Source organism: Porphyromonas uenonis DSM 23387 = JCM 13868 (assembly GCF_000482365.1).
GTDB lineage: Bacteria > Bacteroidota > Bacteroidia > Bacteroidales > Porphyromonadaceae > Porphyromonas > Porphyromonas uenonis.
Genome location: NZ_KI535306.1, coordinates 232,088 through 256,117, shown reverse-complemented (window position 1 = coordinate 256,117; position 24,030 = coordinate 232,088). Strand labels below are relative to the sequence as shown.

At 54.0% G+C, this 24,030-nt stretch carries 20 protein-coding genes; all 20 read left to right on the top strand.

The features are described from left to right. Positions 1-43 precede the first annotated feature (43 nt). The 20 genes from L215_RS0104725 (at position 44) to L215_RS10395 (ending at position 23,986) form a co-directional block, all read left to right on the top strand. Positions 44-1,207, top strand: coding sequence for an OmpA family protein (locus tag L215_RS0104725; RefSeq protein WP_025883066.1), 1,164 nt, complete (start codon positions 44-46; stop codon positions 1,205-1,207). 726 nt (positions 1,208-1,933) lie between these two features. Beyond that, on the top strand, positions 1,934-2,332 hold the full coding sequence (locus tag L215_RS0104720) for a DUF1573 domain-containing protein (protein WP_025883239.1): 399 nt from the start codon (positions 1,934-1,936) through the stop codon (positions 2,330-2,332). Between the two features lie 120 nt (positions 2,333-2,452). Then, on the top strand, positions 2,453-3,550 hold the full coding sequence (locus tag L215_RS0104715) for a DUF1573 domain-containing protein (protein WP_025883240.1): 1,098 nt from the start codon (positions 2,453-2,455) through the stop codon (positions 3,548-3,550). A gap of 87 nt (positions 3,551-3,637) precedes the next feature. After that, entirely contained in the window at positions 3,638-4,741 is a 1,104-nt protein-coding gene (gene meaB / locus L215_RS0104710; RefSeq protein WP_025883242.1) for a methylmalonyl Co-A mutase-associated GTPase MeaB, read from the top strand. 42 nt (positions 4,742-4,783) lie between these two features. After that, a complete protein-coding gene (locus tag L215_RS0104705) occupies positions 4,784-5,119 on the top strand; it encodes a hypothetical protein (RefSeq protein WP_238296405.1) in 336 nt (111 codons plus the stop codon). 19 nt (positions 5,120-5,138) lie between these two features. Further along, positions 5,139-5,933, top strand: a complete 795-nt coding sequence (trmB, locus tag L215_RS0104700) for a tRNA (guanosine(46)-N7)-methyltransferase TrmB (protein WP_027451424.1) — start codon at positions 5,139-5,141, stop codon at positions 5,931-5,933. Between the two features lie 29 nt (positions 5,934-5,962). After that, positions 5,963-7,078 carry an Mrp/NBP35 family ATP-binding protein gene (locus tag L215_RS0104695; RefSeq protein WP_025883245.1) on the top strand — a complete coding sequence of 372 codons (1,116 nt, stop codon included), beginning with the start codon at positions 5,963-5,965 and terminating at the stop codon, positions 7,076-7,078. 183 nt (positions 7,079-7,261) lie between these two features. Continuing rightward, positions 7,262-8,632, top strand: coding sequence for a DUF6242 domain-containing protein (locus tag L215_RS0104690; protein ID WP_025883247.1), 1,371 nt, complete (start codon positions 7,262-7,264; stop codon positions 8,630-8,632). 18 nt (positions 8,633-8,650) lie between these two features. Continuing rightward, the gene (locus L215_RS0104685; RefSeq protein WP_025883249.1) at positions 8,651-9,385 is read left to right on the top strand and encodes a hypothetical protein; all 735 of its coding nucleotides are present in this window, start codon (positions 8,651-8,653) and stop codon (positions 9,383-9,385) included. Continuing rightward, the gene (locus L215_RS0104680) at positions 9,382-10,098 is read left to right on the top strand and encodes an isoprenyl transferase (RefSeq protein ID WP_025883250.1); all 717 of its coding nucleotides are present in this window, start codon (positions 9,382-9,384) and stop codon (positions 10,096-10,098) included. The genes L215_RS0104685 and L215_RS0104680 overlap by 4 nt, the downstream gene beginning before the upstream one ends. A 39-nt stretch (positions 10,099-10,137) precedes the next feature. Then, a complete protein-coding gene (locus tag L215_RS0104675; protein ID WP_025883251.1) occupies positions 10,138-12,858 on the top strand; it encodes a BamA/OMP85 family outer membrane protein in 2,721 nt (906 codons plus the stop codon). A 97-nt stretch (positions 12,859-12,955) separates the two neighbouring features. Next, positions 12,956-13,474 (top strand): OmpH/Skp family outer membrane protein, encoded by a 519-nt coding sequence (locus L215_RS0104670; protein WP_025883252.1) that lies wholly within the window; start codon positions 12,956-12,958, stop codon positions 13,472-13,474. Between the two features lie 40 nt (positions 13,475-13,514). Further along, positions 13,515-14,015, top strand: coding sequence for an OmpH/Skp family outer membrane protein (locus tag L215_RS0104665; RefSeq protein WP_027451421.1), 501 nt, complete (start codon positions 13,515-13,517; stop codon positions 14,013-14,015). Positions 14,016-15,063: 1,048 nt separating this feature from the next. Beyond that, positions 15,064-15,732 carry an HmuY family protein gene (locus L215_RS0104660; protein ID WP_025883254.1) on the top strand — a complete coding sequence of 223 codons (669 nt, stop codon included), beginning with the start codon at positions 15,064-15,066 and terminating at the stop codon, positions 15,730-15,732. Between the two features lie 122 nt (positions 15,733-15,854). Next, positions 15,855-17,813 carry a TonB-dependent receptor plug domain-containing protein gene (locus L215_RS0104655; RefSeq protein ID WP_025883255.1) on the top strand — a complete coding sequence of 653 codons (1,959 nt, stop codon included), beginning with the start codon at positions 15,855-15,857 and terminating at the stop codon, positions 17,811-17,813. 31 nt (positions 17,814-17,844) lie between these two features. Then, positions 17,845-22,095: a cobaltochelatase subunit CobN gene (locus L215_RS0104650; RefSeq protein ID WP_027451420.1), complete on the top strand. Its 4,251-nt coding sequence runs from the start codon at positions 17,845-17,847 to the stop codon at positions 22,093-22,095. 3 nt (positions 22,096-22,098) lie between these two features. Beyond that, positions 22,099-22,803 (top strand): hypothetical protein, encoded by a 705-nt coding sequence (locus L215_RS0104645; RefSeq protein ID WP_027451419.1) that lies wholly within the window; start codon positions 22,099-22,101, stop codon positions 22,801-22,803. Between the two features lie 24 nt (positions 22,804-22,827). Beyond that, positions 22,828-23,445: a MotA/TolQ/ExbB proton channel family protein gene (locus L215_RS0104640; RefSeq protein ID WP_025883263.1), complete on the top strand. Its 618-nt coding sequence runs from the start codon at positions 22,828-22,830 to the stop codon at positions 23,443-23,445. Beyond that, positions 23,429-23,767: a DUF2149 domain-containing protein gene (locus tag L215_RS0104635; protein ID WP_025883264.1), complete on the top strand. Its 339-nt coding sequence runs from the start codon at positions 23,429-23,431 to the stop codon at positions 23,765-23,767. The genes L215_RS0104640 and L215_RS0104635 overlap by 17 nt, the downstream gene beginning before the upstream one ends. A gap of 87 nt (positions 23,768-23,854) precedes the next feature. Beyond that, entirely contained in the window at positions 23,855-23,986 is a 132-nt protein-coding gene (locus L215_RS10395; protein WP_262498991.1) for a hypothetical protein, read from the top strand. Positions 23,987-24,030 lie beyond the last annotated feature (44 nt).

The window sequence follows — 24,030 nt, the reverse complement described above, 5'->3', positions numbered from 1 at the left end:
GCTCACTCAAATCATCAATCTACGAATTAAACACACTAGAAATATGAAAGCAAAAGTATTTATGCTATCACTCGTTGTTGCCCTAACAGCATTCGTGGCTCAGGCTCAGGAGGCTTCACAGGTCGACAACCGCCCCGCATACATGACGGAGTTTGAGCAAGATCCTGCAGCTCATTGGTTCATCGAGCTACACGGAGGTGCAGCTATGCTACCTTTTGGCAATAAGGTTAATAGGGAGGCTGAGTTTGTAGACCGCATATCTCCCATTGCCAGCCTTTCGTTCGGACGTTGGCACTCTCCTTACTTTGCTACTCGTCTACGTGGCTACGCATGGAACGTATATAGCTTTGACAAGCTCCCTGGAGCTACCGAGCTCACTCGCTATCAGAACGTCTTCGGTGCTGCTTCACTAGAGTTTATGTTTGACCTGGTCAACTACTTCGCTCCATACAGAGAGAACCGCGTCTTCCACCTCGTCCCCTTCGTTGGTCTAGGTGGTCATATGAAGTTCTACTCAGCTGACGATAAGAGTGGTGACAAGCTTGGTGCTGAGAACACAATCAGCGGCCTCCTCAATGGTGGTCTAGCTCTCAAGTTCCGTCTAGGTAAGCGCGTCGACCTCAACCTTGAGGGACAGATGATGGTATCTAAGAATGACTTCCAGGGTACTCATACAGTACATGAGCCTGCAGACGTTACGGCTCTTGTATCTGCTGGCCTAACCTTCAAGCTCGGTCGTGTAGCCTTCCAGCCTGTTACTCCTATGGATTATGACCTCGTCAACGACCTCAACGGTCAGATCAGCTCACTCCGTGCTCAGAATGCTGAGCTCAGCAAGCGTCCTGTATCTTGCCCTGAGTGCCCAGAGGCTGCTCCTGTTGCTAAGAGCGTCATCGAGAATGTCGTAGCCTTCCGTATCGGTAGCGCTAAGATCGACAAGAACCAGATGATCAACGTGTACAACTCCGCTGAGTCTGCAAAGGCAAACGGTGGTAAGATCTACATCGTAGGCTATGCTGACGAGCAGACTGGTAATGCTAACATCAACATGACTCTCTCTCAGCGTCGTGCCGAGGCTGTCAAGAAGGCTCTCATAGACAACTATGGTGTCAGCGCAGACAACATCGTCATCGACTTCAAGGGTGATACAGTACAGCCATTCGCTACAAACGAGTGGAACCGCGTTGCTATCATCGATATCAAGTAAGAGACAGCTATAACTTACCGTCATAAGGCTAGACAGGACACATCCTATATAAGCGCTAGTCAGACGAGCAAGTAACAAATGAGAGAGGTGGTGACCGACACAAGGTTGCCACCTCTCTTTCGTTATACCCTGTCCAAGCTCACTACACCAGTTGATCTAGAGACTAGGTCATCGGATAGGTCAATGGACTGTCTATGAGTACAAACCAATATCTACCTAGGAATTGCCCAAATTCCTCCGTGGATATTTCTGATTTCCTACCTAGGAAATGGCAAATTCTTCGGACTTATTTTTTGATTCCTCCGAAGTTTCATTTGATTCCTCCGAAGAATTTTTTATTTCCTAGGTAGCTATTGGAGGAATTCCTAGGTAGCTATTTGGCAAATTCCTAGGTAGGAATTCAATCCTTCGGGAGGAAGGCGTAATCAGAGGGAATCCGTAGCTACTGAGTAGTGATGCTCGGACCGTGTATCCCTAGTTATCCTCATGCGCCGCTCCTAGACGGCTGATTGTAATGCGTTAGCCCTAGGAGGTGATCACCCGTATCATCAGAAAGTAGTATATTTGCAGAGCGTAGGTTGTGTTCACTCCGTTCTGTCGCGAGTGTGGCATACGTTTGGACGACCTGCCGGGTGAGGCTATAAGCGCTGAGAGGCTTGCTAGCTTGGTCAGAGTGCTATAGTCGCGCCGATGATATAGAGTATAAATCTTAAGACTACAAAGTTTATGAAACGCATTGCAATCCTTACAACAATCCTCCTCCTCTGTGCTACACTAGCTGGAGCTCAGAACAAGCAAACTGGCAAGCAGTCTGGCGCTCAGATTACTGCTACGGAGACTGAGTTTGACTTTGGTACGATCAAGGAGGTCGATGGCCCCGTAAGTCACACCTTCACGATCAAGAACACAGGCACAGCACCCCTCGTGCTCACACGTGTCGTAGCCTCTTGTGGCTGCACGAAGCCTGAGTTTGAGACAGCTCCTATAGCTCCAGGTAAGAGCACGACAATCAAGGTAACCTACAATCCTGCTGGACGTCCTGGACAGTTCGTCAAAACTATCTCGGTCTATAGCAATGGCAAGGATGGTAGCTACATCCTACGCATCAAGGGTATTGTCGAGTAGCCCTTACTCGCGAGAGATAAGTCTACAGTCACTTGATGCGACGCTACACGCCCCAGAGCCTTCATGACGAAGGCCGTGGGGTGGAAGGGCGTGTCTCAAGCGAACTAAGATAGATAGTGTATGGCTACAAGAAGAATAGTAGCTCTCCTGCTCTGCCTCGCTACTACGCTAGGTGTAGTGCGAGCTCAGCAAAGGAGGGAGATGATAGACTCGCTCTCAGCAATCCACAACTTCGGGACGATTGCTGAGGAGCGGGGCACTGTGTCGCACAGCTTCACCTTGCACAACGTCTCTGATCAGCCGATGGTCATCCTGCGCGTCAATACGGACTGTGGCTGTACGACCCCTAGTTATGATCGTACTGCTGTAGCTCCTGGGGATTCGATACCTATCCAGATTACCTACAATCCGCTAAATCGTCCTGGCTCTTTCGTCAAGTACACGCGTGTCTACACTTCTGCAGATCCGAATAAGCCTGTCAAGCTGACGATCAAGGGGAATGTGGCTACACTCGGTAGGCAGACCCCAGCGAGTGCGCTCTACCAGCAAGAGATCGGAGCACTGCAGGTGAGTAACCTCTTTTTGGACTTTCCACTACAGCCTGCAGGCGAGGAGAATACGATTCGTCTGATGCTCAATAATCCGACGGGTCAGCCTCTGGAGGTTTCGCTGGATACAGTTCCCAACTTTCTATCTAGTAGTATAAGCCGAGCTACGCTAGCGGCTTACGAGCCTGAGGAGATCTTCCTGACGGCACATAGTGATGGGTCTGTGACGCCTGGCATCCACAAAGGGTGGATAGGCATCACGGTGCACACGCAGGATGGCGAGCCAGACCTCTCTGGTGGTGTGATGGTACGTCTTGTGATGCCACCCCACTTTGTCAAGGATGCCGCAGCACCTCGTGCCGAGCTGAAGACTTACCAGCGTCTGACTGACTTAGCTCCAGAAGAACTGGTCTATGAGGGGACGGTCGCACTAAAGAATGAAGGCGAAGCTCCTATGCAGCTCTACTCCGTGGAGAGCAATACCGCCTTCCTGACCATCTTGGATCATCCCGAGACGATTGCCCCAGGTGCCAGTGCTGACATACGCTATCAGCTCAAGCTGGAGGGCGTGGATCGCTCACGTGGAGCTGTCAAGGCAAACTTTGACCTTCTGGTCAACGATCCGAACGCTCCGCTGCGCAACGTCCTGATCGTCATTCCTAAGCGGTAGATGTTGGCCGTTAGCCCTTGGCTGTTGGCTGTTGGCTAAAGTTACTACTGACCTCTAATCTCTAACCTCTAACCTCTAAAATCCTCCATGCTCACAAATGATCATCCTGAGAATGACCCTCGCTATGAAGGTCTCAAGGTGAATAAAGGTGTCTCCGCCCAGCCTATGGTCAATCCTTATCTGCGCCAGCAACGGGTGCAGCGTGAGGACTATCCCGCTGAGCGCTATATAGAGGAGATCTTAGCGGGCAATCGTACCTTCCTCGCTCGTGCCGTGACGCTCGTCGAGAGTACACGCCACGACCACCAGCTCAAGGCACAGCAGATCCTAGAGGGTTGTCTGCCATACAGTGGGCAGTCGATGCGTGTCGGCATCACGGGCGTGCCTGGCGCAGGCAAGAGTACGTCGATAGATGCCTTCGGTATGCATCTCATCAAGCAGGGGCACAAGCTGGCGGTGCTGGCGATAGACCCTAGTAGTGAGATCTCGAAGGGAAGTATCCTAGGCGACAAGACTCGTATGGAGCGACTCTCACGTGAGGAGCATGCTTTCATTCGTCCGAGCGCTAGTAGCTCTTCGCTGGGTGGTGTGGCACGCAAGACGCGTGAGACCATTATCCTCTGCGAGGCTGCAGGCTTTGACACGGTCTTCGTTGAGACGGTGGGGGTCGGGCAGAGTGAGACGGCAGTACACTCGATGGTCGACTTCTTCCTCCTGATTCAGCTGGCCGGCACAGGCGATGAGCTACAAGGCATCAAGCGTGGTATCATGGAGATGGCCGATGGAATCATCATCAACAAGGCTGATGGCGACAACGTCGACAAGGCTCGTCTGGCAGCGCAGCACTTTCGCAATGCGCTACAGCTCTTTCCCGCTACCGAGTCGGGCTGGGAGCCGAAGGTCATGACCTACTCCGGACTGAAGGGGATAGGTATCAAGGAGATCTTTGACATGATCGATACTTATCGTCAGACGACTAAGGAGAGTGGCTACTTTGAGTACAATCGTCGCCGGCAGGAGAAGTGGTGGATGTATGAGACGGTCAATGAGGAGCTCCGTCGCTCCTTCTACGACAATGAGCAGGTCAAGCAGCTCCAAGAGTCGATAGAGCACGAGGTCCTAGAGAATCGTATGACCCCCTTCGTGGGTGCGGGACGGCTTCTGGAGGCTTTCTACCAGTCCCTGAAGTGATGGAGCGAGTGACAACATTTAACCTACACATATAATTATAGTATGATGGCAGACTTAGACTTTGAGCAGATCGATCGAGGCGCGGTCCACTACCTGCGCGATCATCTCGATCCCTCCTTTATCAAGGAGTATGACGATGATGAGATCTTTCTCTACGTGATGGATCTCTGTGACGACTATACTGAGACGCAGGGCGATGATGAGGAGGTCTGCCTAGACATAGACGCAATGGCAGCCTATGTCTCTGATCACTTGAGTCAGGATATGGGCGTCAAGATGCACGAGGACGATGCGTACGATCTTGTCTCTACGCTCTACGACTACTATGCCGAGGAGGGGCTGGTCGATGTCATAGACACCGATGAGGATCAGGAATAATCGATCCTGAGGAGCGCCTATGGCTAGACGTAAGCTGGAGAAATTTGCCGACCTGCATAGCTATCCCAACGTATATGAGTATGGCTATGCGGAGCTCTCCTCACCAGAGGTGGCGGGAGAGATAGCTGGCGGGTGGAGCCAGCGAGCCTTTGACGCGGATCGTCCGCTCGTCCTAGAGTTGGGCTGCGGACGAGGTGAGTACACGGTGGCTCTGGCTCATCAAGATGCTACGCACAACTATATTGGCGTGGACCGCAAGGGCGCACGTATGTGGCATGGCGCTACGGAGGCTCTAGACAAAGGGCTGACCAACGCAGCTTTCCTGCGCACGGACATTAACTTATTGCCACTTGCCTTTGCCCCTGGTGAGGTGAGTGAGCTCTGGATCACTTTCCCCGACCCGCAGATGAAGCGCACACGTGCTAGACTTCTCTCGTCAGCTTTCTTGGCTAGTTACAACCGCTATCTCAAGCCCGATGGGGTGGTGCACCTTAAGACCGACAGCACCTTCCTCTATGAGTACACGCTGAGCTTGCTGGAGGTCAATGGCGTGGAGCCTATCGTGGCGCTGCCAGACCTTTATCAAGAGGAAGCTCCGCTGACACAGTACGGCATACCACGTGTCCTGACTCACTACGAGAAGCAGTGGCTGGGGAGAGGTAAGGTGATCAAGTATATCCGCTTTGCCCTACCTATGCGCGAGCAGTGGCTAGAGCCCGAGAGTGAGCCGGAGCATGACGACTATACCAGTTGGTCGCAGGTCCCGGGTGGACTCCTGCATCAAGTGGAGCGGGCGTTTGCTCAGGAAGAATAAAAGCTCAGACCAAGTAATCGAAACAAGATATGAATAGCTATACAACCGAGCAGGTACTTGATGCGCTGCGCAATGTGCGCTATCCAGGTACGGGTACAGACATTGTCACGTCAGGTATCGTGACAGACGACATACAGATCAATGGACGGCAGATCTCTCTGACGCTACACTTCCCCCGTGTGCGAGATCCGTTTGCTCGCTCCGTGGTCAAAGCGGCAGAGACCGCTATCCTCACCTTCCTGGACGCCAAGGCAGATGTGGCGGGTCGTATCAAGGCAACCTTTAGAGAGGAGCCGGAGCAGCCTGAGGTGGAGAACCCGCTCCCGATGGTTTCTAACACGATCGCCATCTTCAGTGGCAAGGGGGGCGTGGGCAAGAGTACAGTCACGAGCAATCTGGCGGTGGCTCTAGCTCGCCAAGGGTATAGAGTAGGGCTCCTCGATGCCGACATCTATGGTCCGTCGATGCCTAAGATGTTTCACTGTGAGGACGCTCGACCTGTGGCTGAGGAGGTGGACGGCAAGGATCGCATCGCTCCGATCGTCGTGACGGAAGGGATCAAGATGCTCTCCATCGGCTTCTTCGTAAGTCCCAACCAAGCGCTCCTATGGCGTGGTACGATGGCTTCGAATGCGCTCAAGCAGTTGCTCACCGAGGGTCATTGGGGAGAGCTGGACTACCTACTCATCGACATGCCTCCTGGGACAGGCGATATAGCCCTGACGCTGGTACAGACACTACCGCTCACGGGCGCTATTGTGGTGACCACACCGCAAGAGGTGGCTCTCGTTGATGCGATGAAGGGGATCAACCTCTTCCAAACGGATCCTGTCAATGTACCTATCCTCGGCTTGGTGGAAAATATGTCTTGGTTTACGCCTGCCGAGCTACCCAACAATAAGTACTACATCTTCGGTCGTGACGGGGGTAAGCGATTGGCCGAGCAATTCCACATCCCGCTCCTGGGTCAGCTGCCACTCGTGCAGAGTGTCTGCGAGGCTGGCGATGCGGGAGAGCCGATAGCAGCACAGAGTGACCAGGTGATGAGTCACTACTTCACTGAACTAGCCACGGCTGTGACGGAGCGCGTGCAGGAGAGACTAACGATGGCTCCCGCCACCAAGCGGGTGCACGTGTCGCATTAGACTTTAGACTTTAGAAGTTAGAGTTTAGAAGTTAGAGATTAGATCTCTTCTCGTATCCTCTTGGGAGCGTGTAGCGTCTCTAACCTCTAATCTCTAAAGTCTAATTTCTAACCTCTAATCTCTAAAGTCTAATCTCTATTTTCGCGGGAAGTAGTATCTTTGTCTTCATATCAAGTATTCTATATGATTCGCACCATACAATCTCTCCATAGATACCTACTCCTCGCTGTAGCTTTGCTACCGCTCATCAGCTTGCCCTCCTGCCAGCGCAAGGCGCTCGTAGAGGATGTGCAGGTAGAGAGCGTACTGATCTCAGAGCTCAAGATGAGTGACAAGTCTGTCCCTGAACTGGAGAAAACGATCTTCTCTATAGATCACCGGAAAGGACTGATATACAACGCTCGTCCGCTACCTAAGGGAACAAAAATTGGAACGGTCAAGTTGAAGATTACGGCCTCACCAGATGCACTGCCTAAGGTTTACATAGGCGGTGTCGAGCAGTCCTCAACGTCTGGGCTGGACACGGTCAACATGTCCAAGTATGCCGATGGGGTGCGCATCGTGATGCATCATCGTAAGAATACCTCCCTAACCAAGGAGTACGAGCTTAAGATAAACGTCTATGACCGTGATCCCTACACCCACACATGGACGAAGTCAGCGCACGCAGCGCCAGCCACAGCGACGAATGAGAATATCGTCTTGAGCCGTCTCGTGGACAATGGCGAGGCTTACTACTACTTTGCCCGTACCGCTACCGAGAGGCATCTATGGCGCGCCTCACACAAGGAGCCTGAGCTATGGCAAGAGGTGACGATACCTACGATGCTCGACTCACCCATTATGGACATCGCAGAGCAGGGTGGCAGTGATGCAATCCTCTGTCTGCAGGAGAGCGGACAGGCGACTATCTATGAGCATCAGGGTGGTAAGTGGAACCAGAGCAACGCTTTGCCTGGTAGAGCTTCTTACCTCTTGGGCAACCTATACTACAGAGGAGAGAATACCCCTCTTGTGGCTGTGAAGTCTACCGATGGCGTACACTTCGGCAGTGAGCGTGGCATACGAGTTCCGAAGGCTTTCCCTCTAGAGGACAACGCTCGTCTCTCGTTCACCGTCGAGCATCATCCTGTAGCGTTTCTCATCGGAGGCTCCGTAGCAGATACCACGGCACTGGTCTACACCTCTTCCAACGGCCGTGACTGGCTTACGCCTCACGATGCCAAAGTCGTAAGCAAGATCTGGCCGAGCAATCTGCCAGGAGCTATGATCTATGAGCCACAAGACCAGACGATACTGCTTGTCAAGCCTGCAGCTCGTCCTAAGCATGCTGAGCAACCAGTGATGCGTGTCTACGTATCGCTAGACTACGGCACTGTATGGCAGCCATTGACAGAGGAGTCGATACTTCCAGCTCTCTACTATGACAAGTCGCAGACGCAGCAGCGTGGCTTAGCGCTTTACCGTGGCGATGATGGTCGCATTTACCTCTTTGGCGGACTGAAGGGTGGGGCTCCCACGCTTTGGATCGGGCAGCCTATTCGCTTTCAGTAAGTATACCCTCGCAGACCTATGTCGACCCGCTCTCGCCTTCTGGCTCCTCTCCTCCTGATGCTCTGTGCTGTCTCGCTGACGGCGCAGGAGTATCGCTATGAGATGGGAGGATATGTAGGTGCTGCGTCCTATCTGGGGAATGCCAATAGACGTATTCCCTTCGTACCGATAGGGGGAACGGGCGGAGTGGCTTTTCGCTACAATCACAACTTCCGGTTGGCCTTTTCGGGTGAACTGGGCTACAGCTTCCTCCCCTTCGACTGTCGCTATGCGCAGACAGACTATCCGCAGGCTAGAGAGGCTAATCAAGCTACCCGTGGAGCCTCTCATCTGCTGACGCTAAACGGCTGGGCGGAGTACAACTTCGCTCACTACAGCGACAAGTTTCGCTACCTGCAGACTCGCTCTTTGGTACCTTATATAGGTGCTGGCCTCAGTGTCGGTACGACGCTTTCGGGGCACAAGATGGCTTTCCTGCCAGGGGCTGGCATCAAGACGGGGATCAAGTACAAGCTTCGCAATCGTCTTAACCTGATCGCCGCGCTGCAAGGTATCTATTACCTTAGCTCCCACCTGGACACGCCTACGGAGCAGACGGGCTGGCTCAACAACCCTTACGGGATGCCTGCGAACTGGATCAAGGGGGGCGACGCTACGATAGGCTTGATCGTGAGTATAACCTATGAATTTGGCAAGCGCAGCGAACCTTGCCACGGATCGGACAGCTACCCTAACTGGCAGACACCAAAATGATGAAACAGCAGACACCGCAACATATAGCCATCATCATGGACGGCAATGGGCGCTGGGCTCAGCGACGAGGCTTGTCGCGTAGCTATGGACACAAGCAGGGTGTCGACGCGCTGGAGACTATCCTCAGTGCCGTAGCCGAGCGGGGCATCCCATACCTGACGGTGTACGCCTTCAGTACAGAGAACTGGAACCGCCCAGAGCCTGAGGTTAACTATATCATGCAGCTTCTAGCAGAGGGGCTACATCACTACACGCCTCGCTTCATCGAGGAGGGGGTGCGGCTACGAGCTATCGGAGATATTGACCAGCTCCCCGCCGAGACAGCAGCGCAGCTCAGAGACTCCATGGAGCAGACCAAGGATGGCAAGCGGATCACCCTAGGCATGGCGCTGAGCTACTCCTCCTATACGGAGGTCAGTCATGCGATACAGCATATCGTTGCGGATGTGCAGTCGGGACGTCTCAGTAATGACGACTTGTCACGCACCGATCTGATCAATGACTATCTCTACACCAGTGGCATGCCGATGCCCGACCTGCTCATTCGTACAGGTGGAGAGCAGAGGCTCTCGAACTTTCTCCTACTCCAATCAGCTTACACAGAGCTGTACTTCACAGACACATTATGGCCGGACTTTGATGAGGCAGAGCTGGACAAGGCGCTTGCAGACTTTGCCTTACGCCAGCGACGCTTCGGCACGGTGCCACAGTAAAACAAAGACCCATACATCACAGACCCATCTGATCTCCTAATGATGACAATGCAACGATATCACAATATACTCTTCGCACTTATAGCGCTCCTCGCGGTGACCACAGCGAGTGCACAAGTTGCTACCACCCCAGCCGACACGATCTATGCCCCCAAGATCGACTACGCTCATCCCGTCACCAAGACCATCGCGGGCGTGACCATCACTGGTGCTCAAGGGTACGATCAGGAGGTCTTGCTAGGCTATACGGGTCTCAAGGTGGGGAATCAGATAGAGATACCAGGAGTGGCGACGAGTGCTGTGGTACAGCAGTTCACACGCAATGGCGCCTTTGCCAATGCACGTGTACTCGTGACTAAGTATGTGGGCGACAAAGTGTGGCTGGAGGTGCAGCTGGAGCAGCATCCTCGTATTGCCTCGGTCACCTACCACAACATTAAGAAGTCCGAGCAGGAAGACCTGCAGACCAAGACGGGGCTACGAGAGAGCATGCAGCTCTCGCCCAACGTCCTCGACCGCACGGAGCAACTGATACAGAAGTATTACAATGAGAAGGGCTATAGCGAGATGGAGGTCACCTTCGACCAGCAACCTGACCTATCTCGTGAAGGGTATGTCAAGCTCGGCATCACGGTCGATAAGAAGTACAAGACGAAGATCGCTAACATCTACTTCTCGGGCAATAAGGCGCTATCCGACACCGATCTGCGTAAGGCGATGAAGAAGACGAACGAAACCTTCCGTCTCAATCGTGGCAACCTCTGGAACTCGCTCCTAGAGCTCTTCCAGAGCAAGAAGTTTATCCAAGACACTTATCAGGAGGACTTGCGCAACATCCTAAATGCTTATCACAAGGCGGGCTACCGCGATGCGGAGATTCTCTCAGACTCCATCGCTCGCAATCCGAAGAACGATAAGCAGATCGATATCTTCATCAACATCTCCGAGGGGCATCGCTACTACATCAAGGATATCAACTTCGTCGGCAATACGAAGTTCCCCACGCCCCTTCTCGAGGCTATGCTCGGTATGCAGCACGGAGACGTCTATGATCAGGATCGTCTTACGAAGCGTCTTTACGCCGAGGACGATGCTGTCGCCAACCTCTACTACAACAACGGCTATATATTCTCAGGCATAGACCCCGTGGAGACCTACGTCGAGGGCGACTCCGTATCGCTCGATCTGCGCATTGTCGAGGGCCCGCAGGCTACCATCGACAAGGTGATCATACGAGGCAACCATGACATCTACGAGGAGGTGATCCGTCGTGAGCTCTATACGAAGCCAGGCAAGCTCTTTAGCAAGGAGGATATGATGAACTCCTGGATGACGCTCAACCAGCTCGGACACTTTGATCCAGAGAAGAGCTTCCCCACGCCAATCCCCAACCCTCAGGAGGGTACCGTAGATATAGAGTACTCGCTGCAGCGCAGGAACAATGACAAGTTTGAGCTCTCCTTCGGTTGGTCTCAGGCCGGTATCATCGGACGTGCGGGTATCAACTTTACCAACTTCTCGATCTACAACCTCTTCCACCCGAAGGCGTACCGTGGTCTCATCCCGCAGGGCGATGGCCAGACCCTCTCCCTCAATGCGATGAGTAATGGTCGCTACTACCACTCCTTCAGCTTACAATTCTCCGATCCCTGGTTTGGTGGCAAGCGCCCGAACTTCTTTACGGCGTCGCTCTTCTACTCCATGCAGACCGCTATCGATACCCGTTACTATAACAACCGTACGCAGGGGATGGGCTACTACCCAGGCTACTATGGCGGATACGGAGGCTATGGTGGTTACGGTGGTTACGGCTATGGCGGTTACGGTGGCTATGGCTACGATGGTGGGTACAGGCAGTCGCTGATGGAAAACTCCTACAACCCCAACCAGTCCATGCACATCTTCGGAGCAACGGTCGGCTTCGGTAAGCGACTCAACTGGCCAGACAACTGGTTTAATGTCAATGCTACGCTCAACTATACCCACTACTACCTCCGTGATTGGGTCTACGAAACCTTCCAAGGCTTTCACAATGGTCACGCTAACGACATAAGCCTCACACTGGCGCTCTCGCGCAACTCGATCGACAACCCGATCTACACCCGTCGTGGCTCCTCCTTTACGCTGTCCGTCAGTGCCACACCTCCATACTCCCTCTGGGACGGCATCGACTACTCCAACATCAATCTCAAGTCGGAGGATCGCTACCGCTTTGTCGAGTACCACAAGTGGAAGTTCTCGGGCAAGGTCTTCACCCCGCTCATGAACCCTGTCACTGTGAAGTATACGCCCGTCCTCATGACGCGTCTAGATGCGGGCTTCATCGGTCACTACACACCGTTCAAGCGCTCACCCTTCGGCACCTACTACATGGGTGGTGACAATATGAGTGGCTACGTAGGCAACTTCCTCAACGAGACCATCCCGCTACGTGGATATAGCAACGGCTCGATCGCTGGTGGCAACTATGACTACGCTTACGCCTATATGCGTATGATGGCTGAGCTACGTATGCCGATCCTCTTCGAGGGGCAGTACAATGTCTGGGCCGTCGCCTTCCTCGAGGCTGGTAATGCGTGGCGAGACATCAGCAACTTCAACGCCTTCAACCTCAAGCGCTCCGCCGGTGTCGGCTTCCGTATCACGCTACCTTTCCTTGGTATGCTCGGACTGGACTGGGGCTATGGCTTTGACAAGCCCGACGGCTCCTCACAGCGTGGCGGTAGCAACATTCACATCGTCATGGGTCAGGAGTTCTAACCCTCTGAGTGCGTGCGCAGACAGCTTGACCTCCTTAAACAATGAGCTCCCCAAGCCATCTATACACACTAGTACGGACCTTCTAAACATCAATATTATGAGAAAGCATCTATATCTCCTCACACTCCTCCTAGCTCTTACGCTAGGAGCATCAGCACAGAAGTTTGCCCTTGTGGATATGCAGTATATCCTCAAGAACATCCCCAACTATGAGATGATGAATGAGCAGCTCGAGACCGTCTCTAAGCGTTGGCAGCAGGAAGTCAAGACACTTCAAGACAAGGCCGAGACGCTCTACAAGAAGTATCAGAGCGACCTCGTCTTCCTCACCGCCGAGCAAAAGCGTCAGCGCGAAGAGGAGATCGTCAAAACCGAGCAGCAGGCTACCGAGCTACAAGGCAAGTACTTCGGGCCCGAGGGTGAGCTCTTCGAGCGTCGCTCTAAGATGGTCAAGCCTCTGCAAGACGAGATATGGCAAGCGATCAAGGAGATCGCATCGCAGAGCGGATTCCAGCTAGTCCTCGACCGTTCTACGGCAGGCATCGTCTTTGCCAATCCATCTATCGATATCAGCGACCAGGTCCTAGAGAAGCTAGGCTATGGGCGCAAGCGCTAACCCTATACATACGCATTATCAATAACTTAAATACAGAACAATGAAGACAAAGAATCTGTTTCTATCCCTACTCCTCCTCTTGCTACCTGTTGTAGCTACGGCTCAGCAGAAGATAGCTGTCGTCAACTCACAGGAACTCATCGCAGCTATGCCTGACATGAAGGCTGCTCAGGATCGTCTCCAAGAGCTAGACAAGAAGTACACCGCAGAGATGCAGACGATGAACGACGAGTATCAGAAGAAGCTCGAGCTCTATATGAAGGACAAAGGGGGGCTCTCCGAGGCGCTCCTCAAGAGTCGTGAGCAGGAGCTCGCTGACCTGCAAAGTCGCATCCAGCGCTCCTATCAGGCTATGCAGCAAGACATGGAGAAGCAGCAAGGCACGCTTATGGCACCTATCCAGCAGAAGATTGTAGAGGCCATCAAGAAGGTAGGCGATGCAGGTGGCTATACCTATGTCATGGAGGCCACGATGATGCTTTACTCAGGTCCCTCTGCGGTAGATATCACGGCTCAGGTCAAGAAGCAGCTAGGCCTCTAGTAAGCTCACGACCAGCATAGCGAGCCAGCGGACTCATCGATAGTCCCCCTCGGCTCCCATCATACGAAGCCCCACGCTCTGCTCAGCAGACGTGGGGCTTTTTTGCTACCCTCGGTACAGGGCTGACGCATTATAAAAATAAGCACGTTTCATTTCCTACCTAGGAATTTTCAAAATTCCTCAGGAGATATTTTTGATTTGCTACCTGGAAATGGGCAAATTCTTCGGACTTATTTTTTGATTCCTCCGAAGTTTCATTTGATTCCTCCGAAGAATTTTTTATTTCCTAGGTAGGAATTGGGGCAATTCCTAGGTAGCTGTTTGGCAAATTCCTAGGTAGGAATTCCATTCTTCGGGAGAAAGGTGTAATCAGAGAGGTCTCGTAGCCACTCTGTAGTAATAATCAAACCGTGTATTTCCTAGCTATAGTCATGTATAGCTTCTAGACGGTTGGGTTATAATGCGTCAGCCCTGACCCTCGGCATAGCTCTCACGAGCGGTCTAGATGAATTGCTAGCATGCAGGGCACACCTGCTCGATCTCCACGGAGGAAATCCTAGACTCCTCGCTGGAGATCTCTTATTTGCTCCGATGTGCGAAATAAAACTTCGGAAGAAAGAAATCACAAGTCCGAAGCATTGCTCCTTTCCTCCCTTGGAAAACTAACTTTCCACTATAGGAAAACTAACTTTCCTCCGTTGGAAAACTCAAATCCTTCCGTAGGGATTTCTTCGTTCCTCCGTAGGGATTTCTTCGTTCCTCCGCTGGAACTAAAGGGTTCCTCCGCTGGAACCGAAAAGTTCCTCCGTTGGAACTGAAAAGTTCCAAGGCAGGAACCGTTTTGGAACTTTTACAAAAACGCTCGCCTCCCCACACGAAACGGCTACCGAGAGGCTGATCGAGAGGATTGTGCTGGGGAGCGCTCATAGCTAAGCATTGGGACGGCACAAACTTAATTACCGACGTTTAGGTATTGATTTGCGTAGGCTCTCCTTCATACCTTTGCAGTGCAATCAGGTAATCAACTTTTCAAAGCAATCAAAGTATAATGAAGAAAACAATCCTACTCTCTCTAGTGGCGCTTATGACGCTGCTACTATGCGCTTCGTGCGACAAGGACAATAACGAACCGAAGCCTAATCCCTCACAAGGCGAGTGGGTGACCAAGAAGATCGTTGTAGACGCTTCCGACTATACGAAGTGGGTCTACATCAACTTTGCCAAGGGCGAAGTGGTCACCGTATCCGCTCCTGAGACCGATCTCTCGTGGGATCTAGGTCTGCACCGCTACGACTTCAAGACCAATGGCGGTACCTCTGGCAAGGGCAAGGGCGCTGCCACTCGCACCACCCAAAAGGACCTAAAGGCAGACATCGCCACACCTAAGGATAGCGAGTGGACGCTAGACCGTGAGGGTATGCTCCTGATGAAGTTTGGTGCCAACAAGGATGGCAAGCACGATATAGAGTACAAGAAGCAGTCGGCCAACTTCCTGCTCACCTCAGAGCCTAAGGGCAACGGGAAGCCTGGCTACCTAAATAAGGGTATCATCAGCATGGCTGGTATGCCTCCCACGGTGACGGTAGATCCCTCCGTCTTTCTCGTTCGCTCGGCAGCTGGTCAGATCGTCCGCGTCCGTGTCCTAGACTATCGGAATGCTACGAAGAAGACGGGACACATCACCCTCGAGTATGCCATGCAGGCAGACAAGAAGTAATCACCCCTTTACCAGCTCGGAGCTACTAGAGAGACCCCTCTCTGTAGCTCCGAACTTTCTTGGCTCTAAGCGTCTCTTAAGCGCACTGAGCCTATTTCCTTTTACTCCCTAAGCTTCACTATATGAAAAGGTCTCTATACACCCTCCTCTCCCTACTCACCCTCGCAGGAGCTCTCTCTGCCACACCCACTTTGCAAGACTCGACACTCGTAGATAGTACGAAGGTCAAGTGCCTTGACGTAGTGGTCGTCACGGGTACCCGCACACGCTGCCCGATGAAAAATATCTCCATACCGATCCGCGTCGTCTCGCCCAAGGAGATCGAAGCGGTGCAGGCACGATCCGTGGAGGATCTGCTACAGATGGTACTCCCTGGAGTGCAGACAAGTATTCACGGTACGCAAAATCGAATGAGCATACGGGGGCTCTCGGCAGACTACTACCTCTTCCTCGTAGATGGTGAGCGCATGACCAACGAGGGCTCGGCCAGTAGCGTAGACCTGGAGCGTATAGACCCTTCATCAATACAGCGCATCGAGATGCTACAAGGCTCTAGCTCGGCTCTCTATGGGAGCAATGCCATAGGTGGCGTGATCAACATCATCACGAAGCGGAGCCACAAGAAGCTTGGTGCCAACCTCTCTAGCCACTATGATACGCAGAGCATACAGCGCTACAACGGTCGTCTGGTGATGAGACTGGGTCGTGTGACCAGCACCACAACGGGCGGCTATGCCAAGCAGCACGACTACGAGTTGCCAGGCGTCAGTGCCGATAGACCACGCACGATGCCAGGCTTCTACACCTTTCACATTGGAGAGAAGCTACGCTACCTTTCCCCAGACAAGCGTCTCTCGATCACCGCTACGGGACGCTTTCACTCACGCATGCAGGACTTTGACGATAAGGAGAAGAACCGCTACCAGAGCCCCACGGGTAATCTGCAAGTACTCTACAAACCCACCGACGGACACTCCATAGAGACCAGCTACCATATCGAGGGGTACAAGCGAGACAAGTACTTCTTCCTCGCCACGAAGGAGGAGGGCCCCTGGGATCCACAGTTTAACTACCTGACGCAGACGGCGCGCATGCAGTACAACTACGACCCGACGGAAGATCCCTACAAGCCGAGCTTCAATGCGGGCGTGGAGATCCTCCACGAGAACCTGCGTAGCGTACAGGTGACCAATATGAATGACGTACACAGCGCTTCGACCAAGACGCTCTACGGGCAGATGCTCTGGCGTATGGACAATAACTGGAGCACCACCGTGGGGCTCCGTCAGGATATGCACTCGACCTATGGCACGCACCTGACGCCTCGCCTGTCGATCATGTGGCGCAATCGCAACTACGCCCTACGCGTTAGCTACTCCGAGGGCTTTAGATCGCCTTCGCTCAAGGAGCTCTTTATGGACTGGGACCACAGAGGCATGTTTCGCATCAAGGGCTCTAGCGACCTCAAGCCTGAGATCAGCCACCTCGTGATGATTACTCCTGAGTACAACAACTCCTTTATGAATCTCTCCCTCTCGGCCTCCTACAATCGTATCAATAACCGCATCTATCTGCGTCCCGAGCAGGAGGGCAGTGTACTCCAATATCGCAACGGGGAGAAGCCCCTAGACCTGTGGAGCGGTACGGCGATGCTACGGGTCACACCCTTTGCAAACTTTGATATCAACCTCAACTACGCCCTCGTCCTAGAGCAGATGAAGGTGCAGGGCAAGACGCAGTCCTTCCATATCCGCAACACGAGACCACACCACATCAATGGCTCCGTGCAGTATGGGCACCGCTGGGGCTCGTACACCCTCTCGGGGCAGGTCTCAGGGCGCTACCTCAGTGGCGTGACCTCTGCCGTCTACGATGTCAATAAGGATGACTACAGCTACGCCTCCTACCCGGGCTACGCACTCTTTAGGGCGAGCGTCACGCAGCGCTGGCAGACCCTCCTAGACCTTAGCCTGACGCTGGGCTGCGACAACCTTTTCAACTACATGACCCCGATCGTCGAGCAGGGCGCTTCGCTATCGCCTGGACGTAGCTACTTCGTTTCGCTCTCACTGAACTACTAAAAAGGGCTTCCCCCTTAAGACTTTCTTACGTATGACTCTCTCTAAGAAGCATCTCTACTACATAGGAGCACCAGTACTACTGATACTCATCATCCTCGGTACCTATCTCTTGTGGCCTAAGCCAGTACGGGTCGCACTGGTCAATATGCCGGACTTCGTAGCCTCTCGTATGGCAGTGGCGGTCGACAAGAAGAATGTGCGCCTCACAGCCGTCACGGAGCTCTCCGAGCTGAAGAACTACGACGCTATGATCGCTTTCGGCATGGGGCTCAAGTGGACCGACGAGGACCGTGCGCTAATCAAGCAACTGGGCGAAGAGAAGGGACTGAAGTACCTCGCCTACATGACCACGACGCCAGAGAATAACATCTCCAACCTAGACTCGCTACAGCGAGAGAAGCTGGAGTCTTATCTGGCCAATGGCGGTACGAGCAACTACCGCTCGGGCTTTAACTACATTCGTAAGGAAGTCCTCGGCAAGTCGCTCCGCACGGGTACTATCGAGGAGCCGATAGAGTACGGCTACGACCTGCTCTTTACGGACGAAGATCCCGATCTCGCCTTCGACAGTGTCGAGAGCTTTCAGAAGTACTACAAGGAGCATGGCTACAAGGAGGGAGCTCCTCGCATTGCGCTCTTTACAGGTATCGCAGGACCCTTCGGATCGAGCCGCGACTACTTGGACGAGCTGATCGGAGCGTTGGAGGAGTCAGGATTTAACGTCTATCCGATCAGTGCTATGACACGCCGACTGGAGTTCCTCTCGGAGATCAAGCCACAGGCGGTCATCTACTTCGCACACGGTCGCTTCGGTGGCGACCCCGCCATCGCTTGGCTCAAGGAGCACAACGTGCCTATCTTCACTCCGCTCATCGTATCGGAGCTATATGACGACTGGATCAAAGACAAGCAAGGCATGTGGGGAGGCTATCTCAGCCAGACGGTCGTGACGCCTGAGATAGATGGCGCGATCAACCCCTTTGCGCTGGTGACACTGCGAGAGAACAAGCAGGGCTTTAAGGAGTTTCACACGATCCCCGAGCGTCTGCCCGACTTCTGCTCACTACTCCACCGCTATATCAAGCTACAGACGATGAGTAATGCGGACAAGCGCATAGCCCTCTTCTACTTCAAGGGTCCTGGACAAAACAGTCTCGTGGCGCAAGGCATCGAGGTAGTGCCCTCGCTCTACAATGTCCTGAAGTATCTACAGAGCCAAGGGTACGACCTGACGGGATTGCCCGACACGGAGGAGGCTTTTGCCAAGGATCTGATGTCTCGTGGCGCGCTCTACAACAACTATGCGGAGGGCAACAAGCAGCTGCTCCTAAGTAGCAACTACCCCGCCTTTGTCTCGACGAAAGAGCTGACGCAGTGGATTGACGATACCTTCCCCCCTGCACTCAAGGACAGCATAGAAGGTCGCTACGGGGCGATACCTGGTCACGACCTCGTCTTAGAGCGTGACGGTGTCGAGGGCATTGCGGTGACCCGACTCACTTATGGTAAGGTAGCTCTCCTTCCTCAGCCAGGATCTGGTAGCGGAGAGCTAGACTTCAAGATGGTACATGGCTCCACCTCCGTACCCGCTTACCCATACATAGCGAGCTACTTGTGGGCTCGCAACGGCTGGCACGCTGATGTCCTGATGCACTTCGGTACGCACGGCAGTCTGGAGTTTATCCCTGGCAAGCAGGTGGCGCTAAGCAACTATGACTACACCGACAGACTCGTGCGTGACCTGCCACACATCTATTACTACACGACGGCCAACGTCGGCGAGTGTATGATCGCCAAGCGTCGCTCCTACGGGCAGGCGGTCTCTTACTTGGCTCCGCCCTTTATCGATACGCAGCTAGACAAAGAGATGCAACCGCTACGCGACTTGACCGATCGCTATCTAGCTTCGGAAAAAGATGACGACGCCCTCTCCAAGCGGATCAAAGAGATGACCATCGCTAAGGGCTTCCACAGAGACCTCAAGCTAGACTCCACGATGAGCAAACCCTACACGAGAGACGAGATTGAGCTGGTCGCTAGCTTCATTGACGAGCTAGCCAATGCTAAGATCGTGGGCGGTATGTACACGACAGGCGTCCCATTCTCCTCGGAGAAGATTCGCTCCAGTGTCCGCCTCCTCTCGGTCGATCCAATAGCCTATGCACTGGCGCAGGTGGACAAGTCTCGCGGACGGATCACCGACGCTCAGATCAAGGACGATGTCTACTTCAACGCTCGTTACCTCCGTCCTGCCGACCGCTTCGTGGCTCGTGTTCAGGATCGGGAGATTGCCTCGGGAGAGGTCGATGCGCTCATTCAGTCGCTAGGCGTTAGTGGTGCCGAGCTGGCTCGTGCCGATCAGTTCCTCAAAGCACAACAAGAGGAGAGCGCACAGGCTGGTATGACGGGCGGAATGCCTGCAGGTATGATGGGCGGTGGAATGCCTAAGGGAATGCCAAAGGATATGCCTAAAGGTATGCCCAAAGGTATGCCCAAAGGAATGGGAGGCGGTATGCCTCCTCACGGCAAGCCCGCCAGTGCCGAGACGAAGAAAGATCCCAAGCTGGTACTCCTCGCCGAGGGGGTCAGTCTGTTGCGTCGCTCCGTAGCGCAGATACCATATTACAAGCGTATGCTGGTCACTTCGCCACAGCTCGAGCTAGCTTCGCTCGCCAATGCGCTCAGTGGTGGCTACACGGCACCTTCACCAGGCGGTGACTTCATCGCTAGCCCCTCCGTACTACCCACAGGGCGCAACCTCTACGCCATTGATCCCGAGATGACACCCACGGCAAAGGCGTGGGAAGACGGACAGCAACTAGCCGATGCGCTTATCGCCGACTACCGCTCTCGTCACAACGACTCGATACCGCGCAAGGTGAGCTTCACGCTCTGGAGCAGTAGCTTCATCGAGAGCGAGGGCACCACCATCGCTGAGATTATGGCGCTCCTCGGTGTCGAGCCCGTGCGTGACCGCCGTGGCAAGGTGATCGACGTGCGCGTCATCCCCATCAAGGAGCTCGGCAGACCTCGTGTGGATGTGGTCATACAGACCTCGGGCCAACTCCGAGACATCGCTGCCTCCCGACTCTTCCTCTTGCAAAAGGCTATGGACCTCGTCGCAGAGACCAAGGATGGCAAGACTCCCAACCAGATAGCCCTCGGACGTGTCGAGGCGGAGCGTGTGCTCCTAGAGCATGGCGTCCCCCCCGAGCAGGCTCGTAAGCTTAGTGGCAAGCGCATCTTCGGCGGTCTCAACGGTGCCTACGGTACTGGCATTCAGGAGATGGTCGAGAGCGGTGACCGCTGGGAGAAAGAGAGCGAGATTGCTGAGGTTTACATGAACAATATGGGCGCCATCTATGGAGACGAAGAGCTCTGGGGCGAGACCGCCAAGGGTATTTTTGAGGCGGCACTGCAAAACACCGATGCCGTTGTTCAGCCCCGTCAGAGCAATACGTGGGGTGCGCTAAGCTTGGATCACGTCTATGAGTTTATGGGTGGGCTCACCCTCTCCGTACGTCACGTCACGGGCAAGGATCCCGAGGGCTACTTCACCGATCTGCGCAACCGTCGTCGTGTCAAGACGCAGGAGATCAAGCAAGCTATCGGGATCGAAGCTCGCACCACTATCCTCAACCCCACCTATGTGCGTGAGCAGCTCAAAGAGGGCGCTGGAGCGGCAGACGCTATCGACGAGACCATCCGCAATACCTATGCGTGGAACGTTATGAAGCCCTCCGCCATCGACAAGGAGCTTTGGGATGCCCTCTACGATATGTATGTCGTGGACAAGCATCAGCTCGGCACGGTCGACTTCTTCGAGCGAAACAACCCTGCAGCCCTGCAAGACCTCACCGCCTCCATGATGGAGACCATTCGCAAGGGTTACTGGCAGGCGACTGCTGAGCAAAAGCAGACCATCGCTCGGCTCCATGCTGAGAGCTTGGCAAAGGCGGGTGCTGGCTGTAGCGGTATGGTTTGTGACAATGCTAAGCTGCGTAAGATGATCCAAGATCAACTCACACCCGAGCAGCAGCAAGAGTACACCGCCGCCCTAGACAAAGCGCTCAAGGTGACCTCACAGTCTGACCAAAAGCAGCAGGTACTCTCGAAGGACTCGGACAAGGCCCAAGGCAAGAAGCACTCCTCAGGCTCTGCCTCTGCAGAGGATCATGATAGTCTCTCCACAACCGAGGTAGTTGTCATCGGAGGCGTCGTACTCGTCCTCATACTGGTACTCTCCATCCTTTACAGCAGACGTAGGAAGCGTACGAAGTAAGAGATGATACTCATCGTTTCCATCTTTGCGCTCCTAGTGGCGCTCACCACCACAGCCGTACGATCTGACCGTAGGGTGCGACTAGCACATGCGGTACTCTATATCGTAGGCTTGGTGGCGACCCATCAGGCGACCCTGCGGGTGAGCAAGCTAGCCCTCGACACTATGCTACGTCAGGCGGAGCAGCTCTCCACACTCGCCATGATGGTCTCGCTAGAGCTACTGCTCACGATGGCGGTCGTCACCTACCGACCCGCGCGCCGACCTCTGCGTACGATCTATCATCGGGAGGGACTAGTCGTAGCGGTCATGACCGCCTGCCACCAGATAGCCGTATGGCTGCCTTCGCTATTGATGCTACCTGCGCTATGCTACCTGAGGAGCTTCGTCATCTACAGCATGCCTGGGGTCCATTACTGGGCAGTGACCATAACCTTTGCTGTGGTGCTCCTATTACTCATCGAGCTGACACCTCGCCTAATCCGTGATCGGGAGTTCCTCCGTCTGCTCGCCATGCTCTTGGCTGGGGTGCTAGCCGTGGGTAGCGTCATAGCCTACATCCTCATCCCAGAGCGCACCCAAGCACCGGAGGTTCAGCTAGACAGCTCCTCGCCTAGAGAGCTGTGCATCCTCCTCGCGACCCTCGCAGGTGGCGTGCTCGTCGGCTATATAGCCATGCTCATCAAGGCAAAAGGCTCACGCAAATAAGACAGTTACACACAACAGATTACTATGAAATTCATTTCAGACACTATGTTTCTCCTCTCCAATGGTCTCCTCATACCGGTGATCATTGGACTACTCCTACTCTTCCTCCTAGCCCTCCTCATGCTGGGCGGACTTATCGAGCGGGCACAGCGCTACAAGCGACTACAGCGACGCTACTTCTCCCATCAGCGTGAAGACGCTAGCGCACTACTCGGCAGACTACGCCAAGAGCTAGGCGGTGAAAGTCCAGAGACAGCACGGCTAGACCTCTTTGAGGAGCTACTGCGCTCGCTCCTCACGGCTCCCGCTGCTGAGCGTAGCCTACTCATCGGCGAGTATGAGCTACGCCTCGACAAGCGACTCGTCTACCCGCAAGTCTTGACCAAGTTCGGCCCGATCCTCGGACTGATGGGTACCCTCATCCCAATGGGGCCAGCGCTCGTCGGGCTTAGCAGTGGCGATATGGCGACCATGGCGTACAATATGCAGGTCGCCTTTGCGACCACCGTGCTGGGACTCTTCGTCTCCGCCATCGGCTATCTAACCTTGCAGAGACTCCACCGCTATCACCACCAAGAGCTCATCTACATTGACTACATCGACGAACTCCTAACTCAAGCTGAAGATGAGACGAAGAAGTAAGCGACGCCCCCTACGCCACGACGATACCGATCCATCGTCGCTCGTGAGCAACCTCTTTGACGTGGCGATGGTCTTTGCCGTGGCACTCATGGTGGCACTGGTCACGAAGTTTAGCATGACCGAGATGCTCACGCAGGAGGACTTTACCATCATCAAGAACCCAGGCAAGGACAATATGGAGATTATCTCCAAGAAAGGCTCCACCATCGAGCGGTACACCCCGACAGACAGCGAGGACGCCTCCAGTCAGCGCCGCGGTAAGCGCGTCGGCATCGCCTACGAGCTGGAAAATGGCGAGGTCATCTACATCCCCGAGGAGTAAAGCGGAGCAGACAGCTCACAGACCGCTAAGCCATCCCTAACTCATCGCTCAACGGGCGCTAACCAGCCCCTAAGTAGCCCCTAAATCATGACAGCCCCCACGGCTCTCTACGACCAGAGCCCCGTGGGGGCTGTCGTTTGTGCCAATGCTTCGCTCGCTCATGCGGAGGAACCTAGAGTTTCCTACCGAGGAACCGAACAGTTCCACCCTTGGAACTAAAAAGTTCCACCGTTGGAACCGAAGAGTTCCTCCGTTGGAACTAA

Coding starts and splice junctions, on each gene's coding strand:
- L215_RS0104725 (WP_025883066.1), top strand. CDS start 44: ATGAAAGCAAAAGTATTTATGCTATCACTCGTTGTTGCCCTAACAGCA.
- L215_RS0104720 (WP_025883239.1), top strand. CDS start 1,934: ATGAAACGCATTGCAATCCTTACAACAATCCTCCTCCTCTGTGCTACA.
- L215_RS0104715 (WP_025883240.1), top strand. CDS start 2,453: ATGGCTACAAGAAGAATAGTAGCTCTCCTGCTCTGCCTCGCTACTACG.
- meaB (WP_025883242.1), top strand. CDS start 3,638: ATGCTCACAAATGATCATCCTGAGAATGACCCTCGCTATGAAGGTCTC.
- L215_RS0104705 (WP_238296405.1), top strand. CDS start 4,784: ATGATGGCAGACTTAGACTTTGAGCAGATCGATCGAGGCGCGGTCCAC.
- trmB (WP_027451424.1), top strand. CDS start 5,139: ATGGCTAGACGTAAGCTGGAGAAATTTGCCGACCTGCATAGCTATCCC.
- L215_RS0104695 (WP_025883245.1), top strand. CDS start 5,963: ATGAATAGCTATACAACCGAGCAGGTACTTGATGCGCTGCGCAATGTG.
- L215_RS0104690 (WP_025883247.1), top strand. CDS start 7,262: ATGATTCGCACCATACAATCTCTCCATAGATACCTACTCCTCGCTGTA.
- L215_RS0104685 (WP_025883249.1), top strand. CDS start 8,651: ATGTCGACCCGCTCTCGCCTTCTGGCTCCTCTCCTCCTGATGCTCTGT.
- L215_RS0104680 (WP_025883250.1), top strand. CDS start 9,382: ATGATGAAACAGCAGACACCGCAACATATAGCCATCATCATGGACGGC.
- L215_RS0104675 (WP_025883251.1), top strand. CDS start 10,138: ATGATGACAATGCAACGATATCACAATATACTCTTCGCACTTATAGCG.
- L215_RS0104670 (WP_025883252.1), top strand. CDS start 12,956: ATGAGAAAGCATCTATATCTCCTCACACTCCTCCTAGCTCTTACGCTA.
- L215_RS0104665 (WP_027451421.1), top strand. CDS start 13,515: ATGAAGACAAAGAATCTGTTTCTATCCCTACTCCTCCTCTTGCTACCT.
- L215_RS0104660 (WP_025883254.1), top strand. CDS start 15,064: ATGAAGAAAACAATCCTACTCTCTCTAGTGGCGCTTATGACGCTGCTA.
- L215_RS0104655 (WP_025883255.1), top strand. CDS start 15,855: ATGAAAAGGTCTCTATACACCCTCCTCTCCCTACTCACCCTCGCAGGA.
- L215_RS0104650 (WP_027451420.1), top strand. CDS start 17,845: ATGACTCTCTCTAAGAAGCATCTCTACTACATAGGAGCACCAGTACTA.
- L215_RS0104645 (WP_027451419.1), top strand. CDS start 22,099: ATGATACTCATCGTTTCCATCTTTGCGCTCCTAGTGGCGCTCACCACC.
- L215_RS0104640 (WP_025883263.1), top strand. CDS start 22,828: ATGAAATTCATTTCAGACACTATGTTTCTCCTCTCCAATGGTCTCCTC.
- L215_RS0104635 (WP_025883264.1), top strand. CDS start 23,429: ATGAGACGAAGAAGTAAGCGACGCCCCCTACGCCACGACGATACCGAT.
- L215_RS10395 (WP_262498991.1), top strand. CDS start 23,855: ATGACAGCCCCCACGGCTCTCTACGACCAGAGCCCCGTGGGGGCTGTC.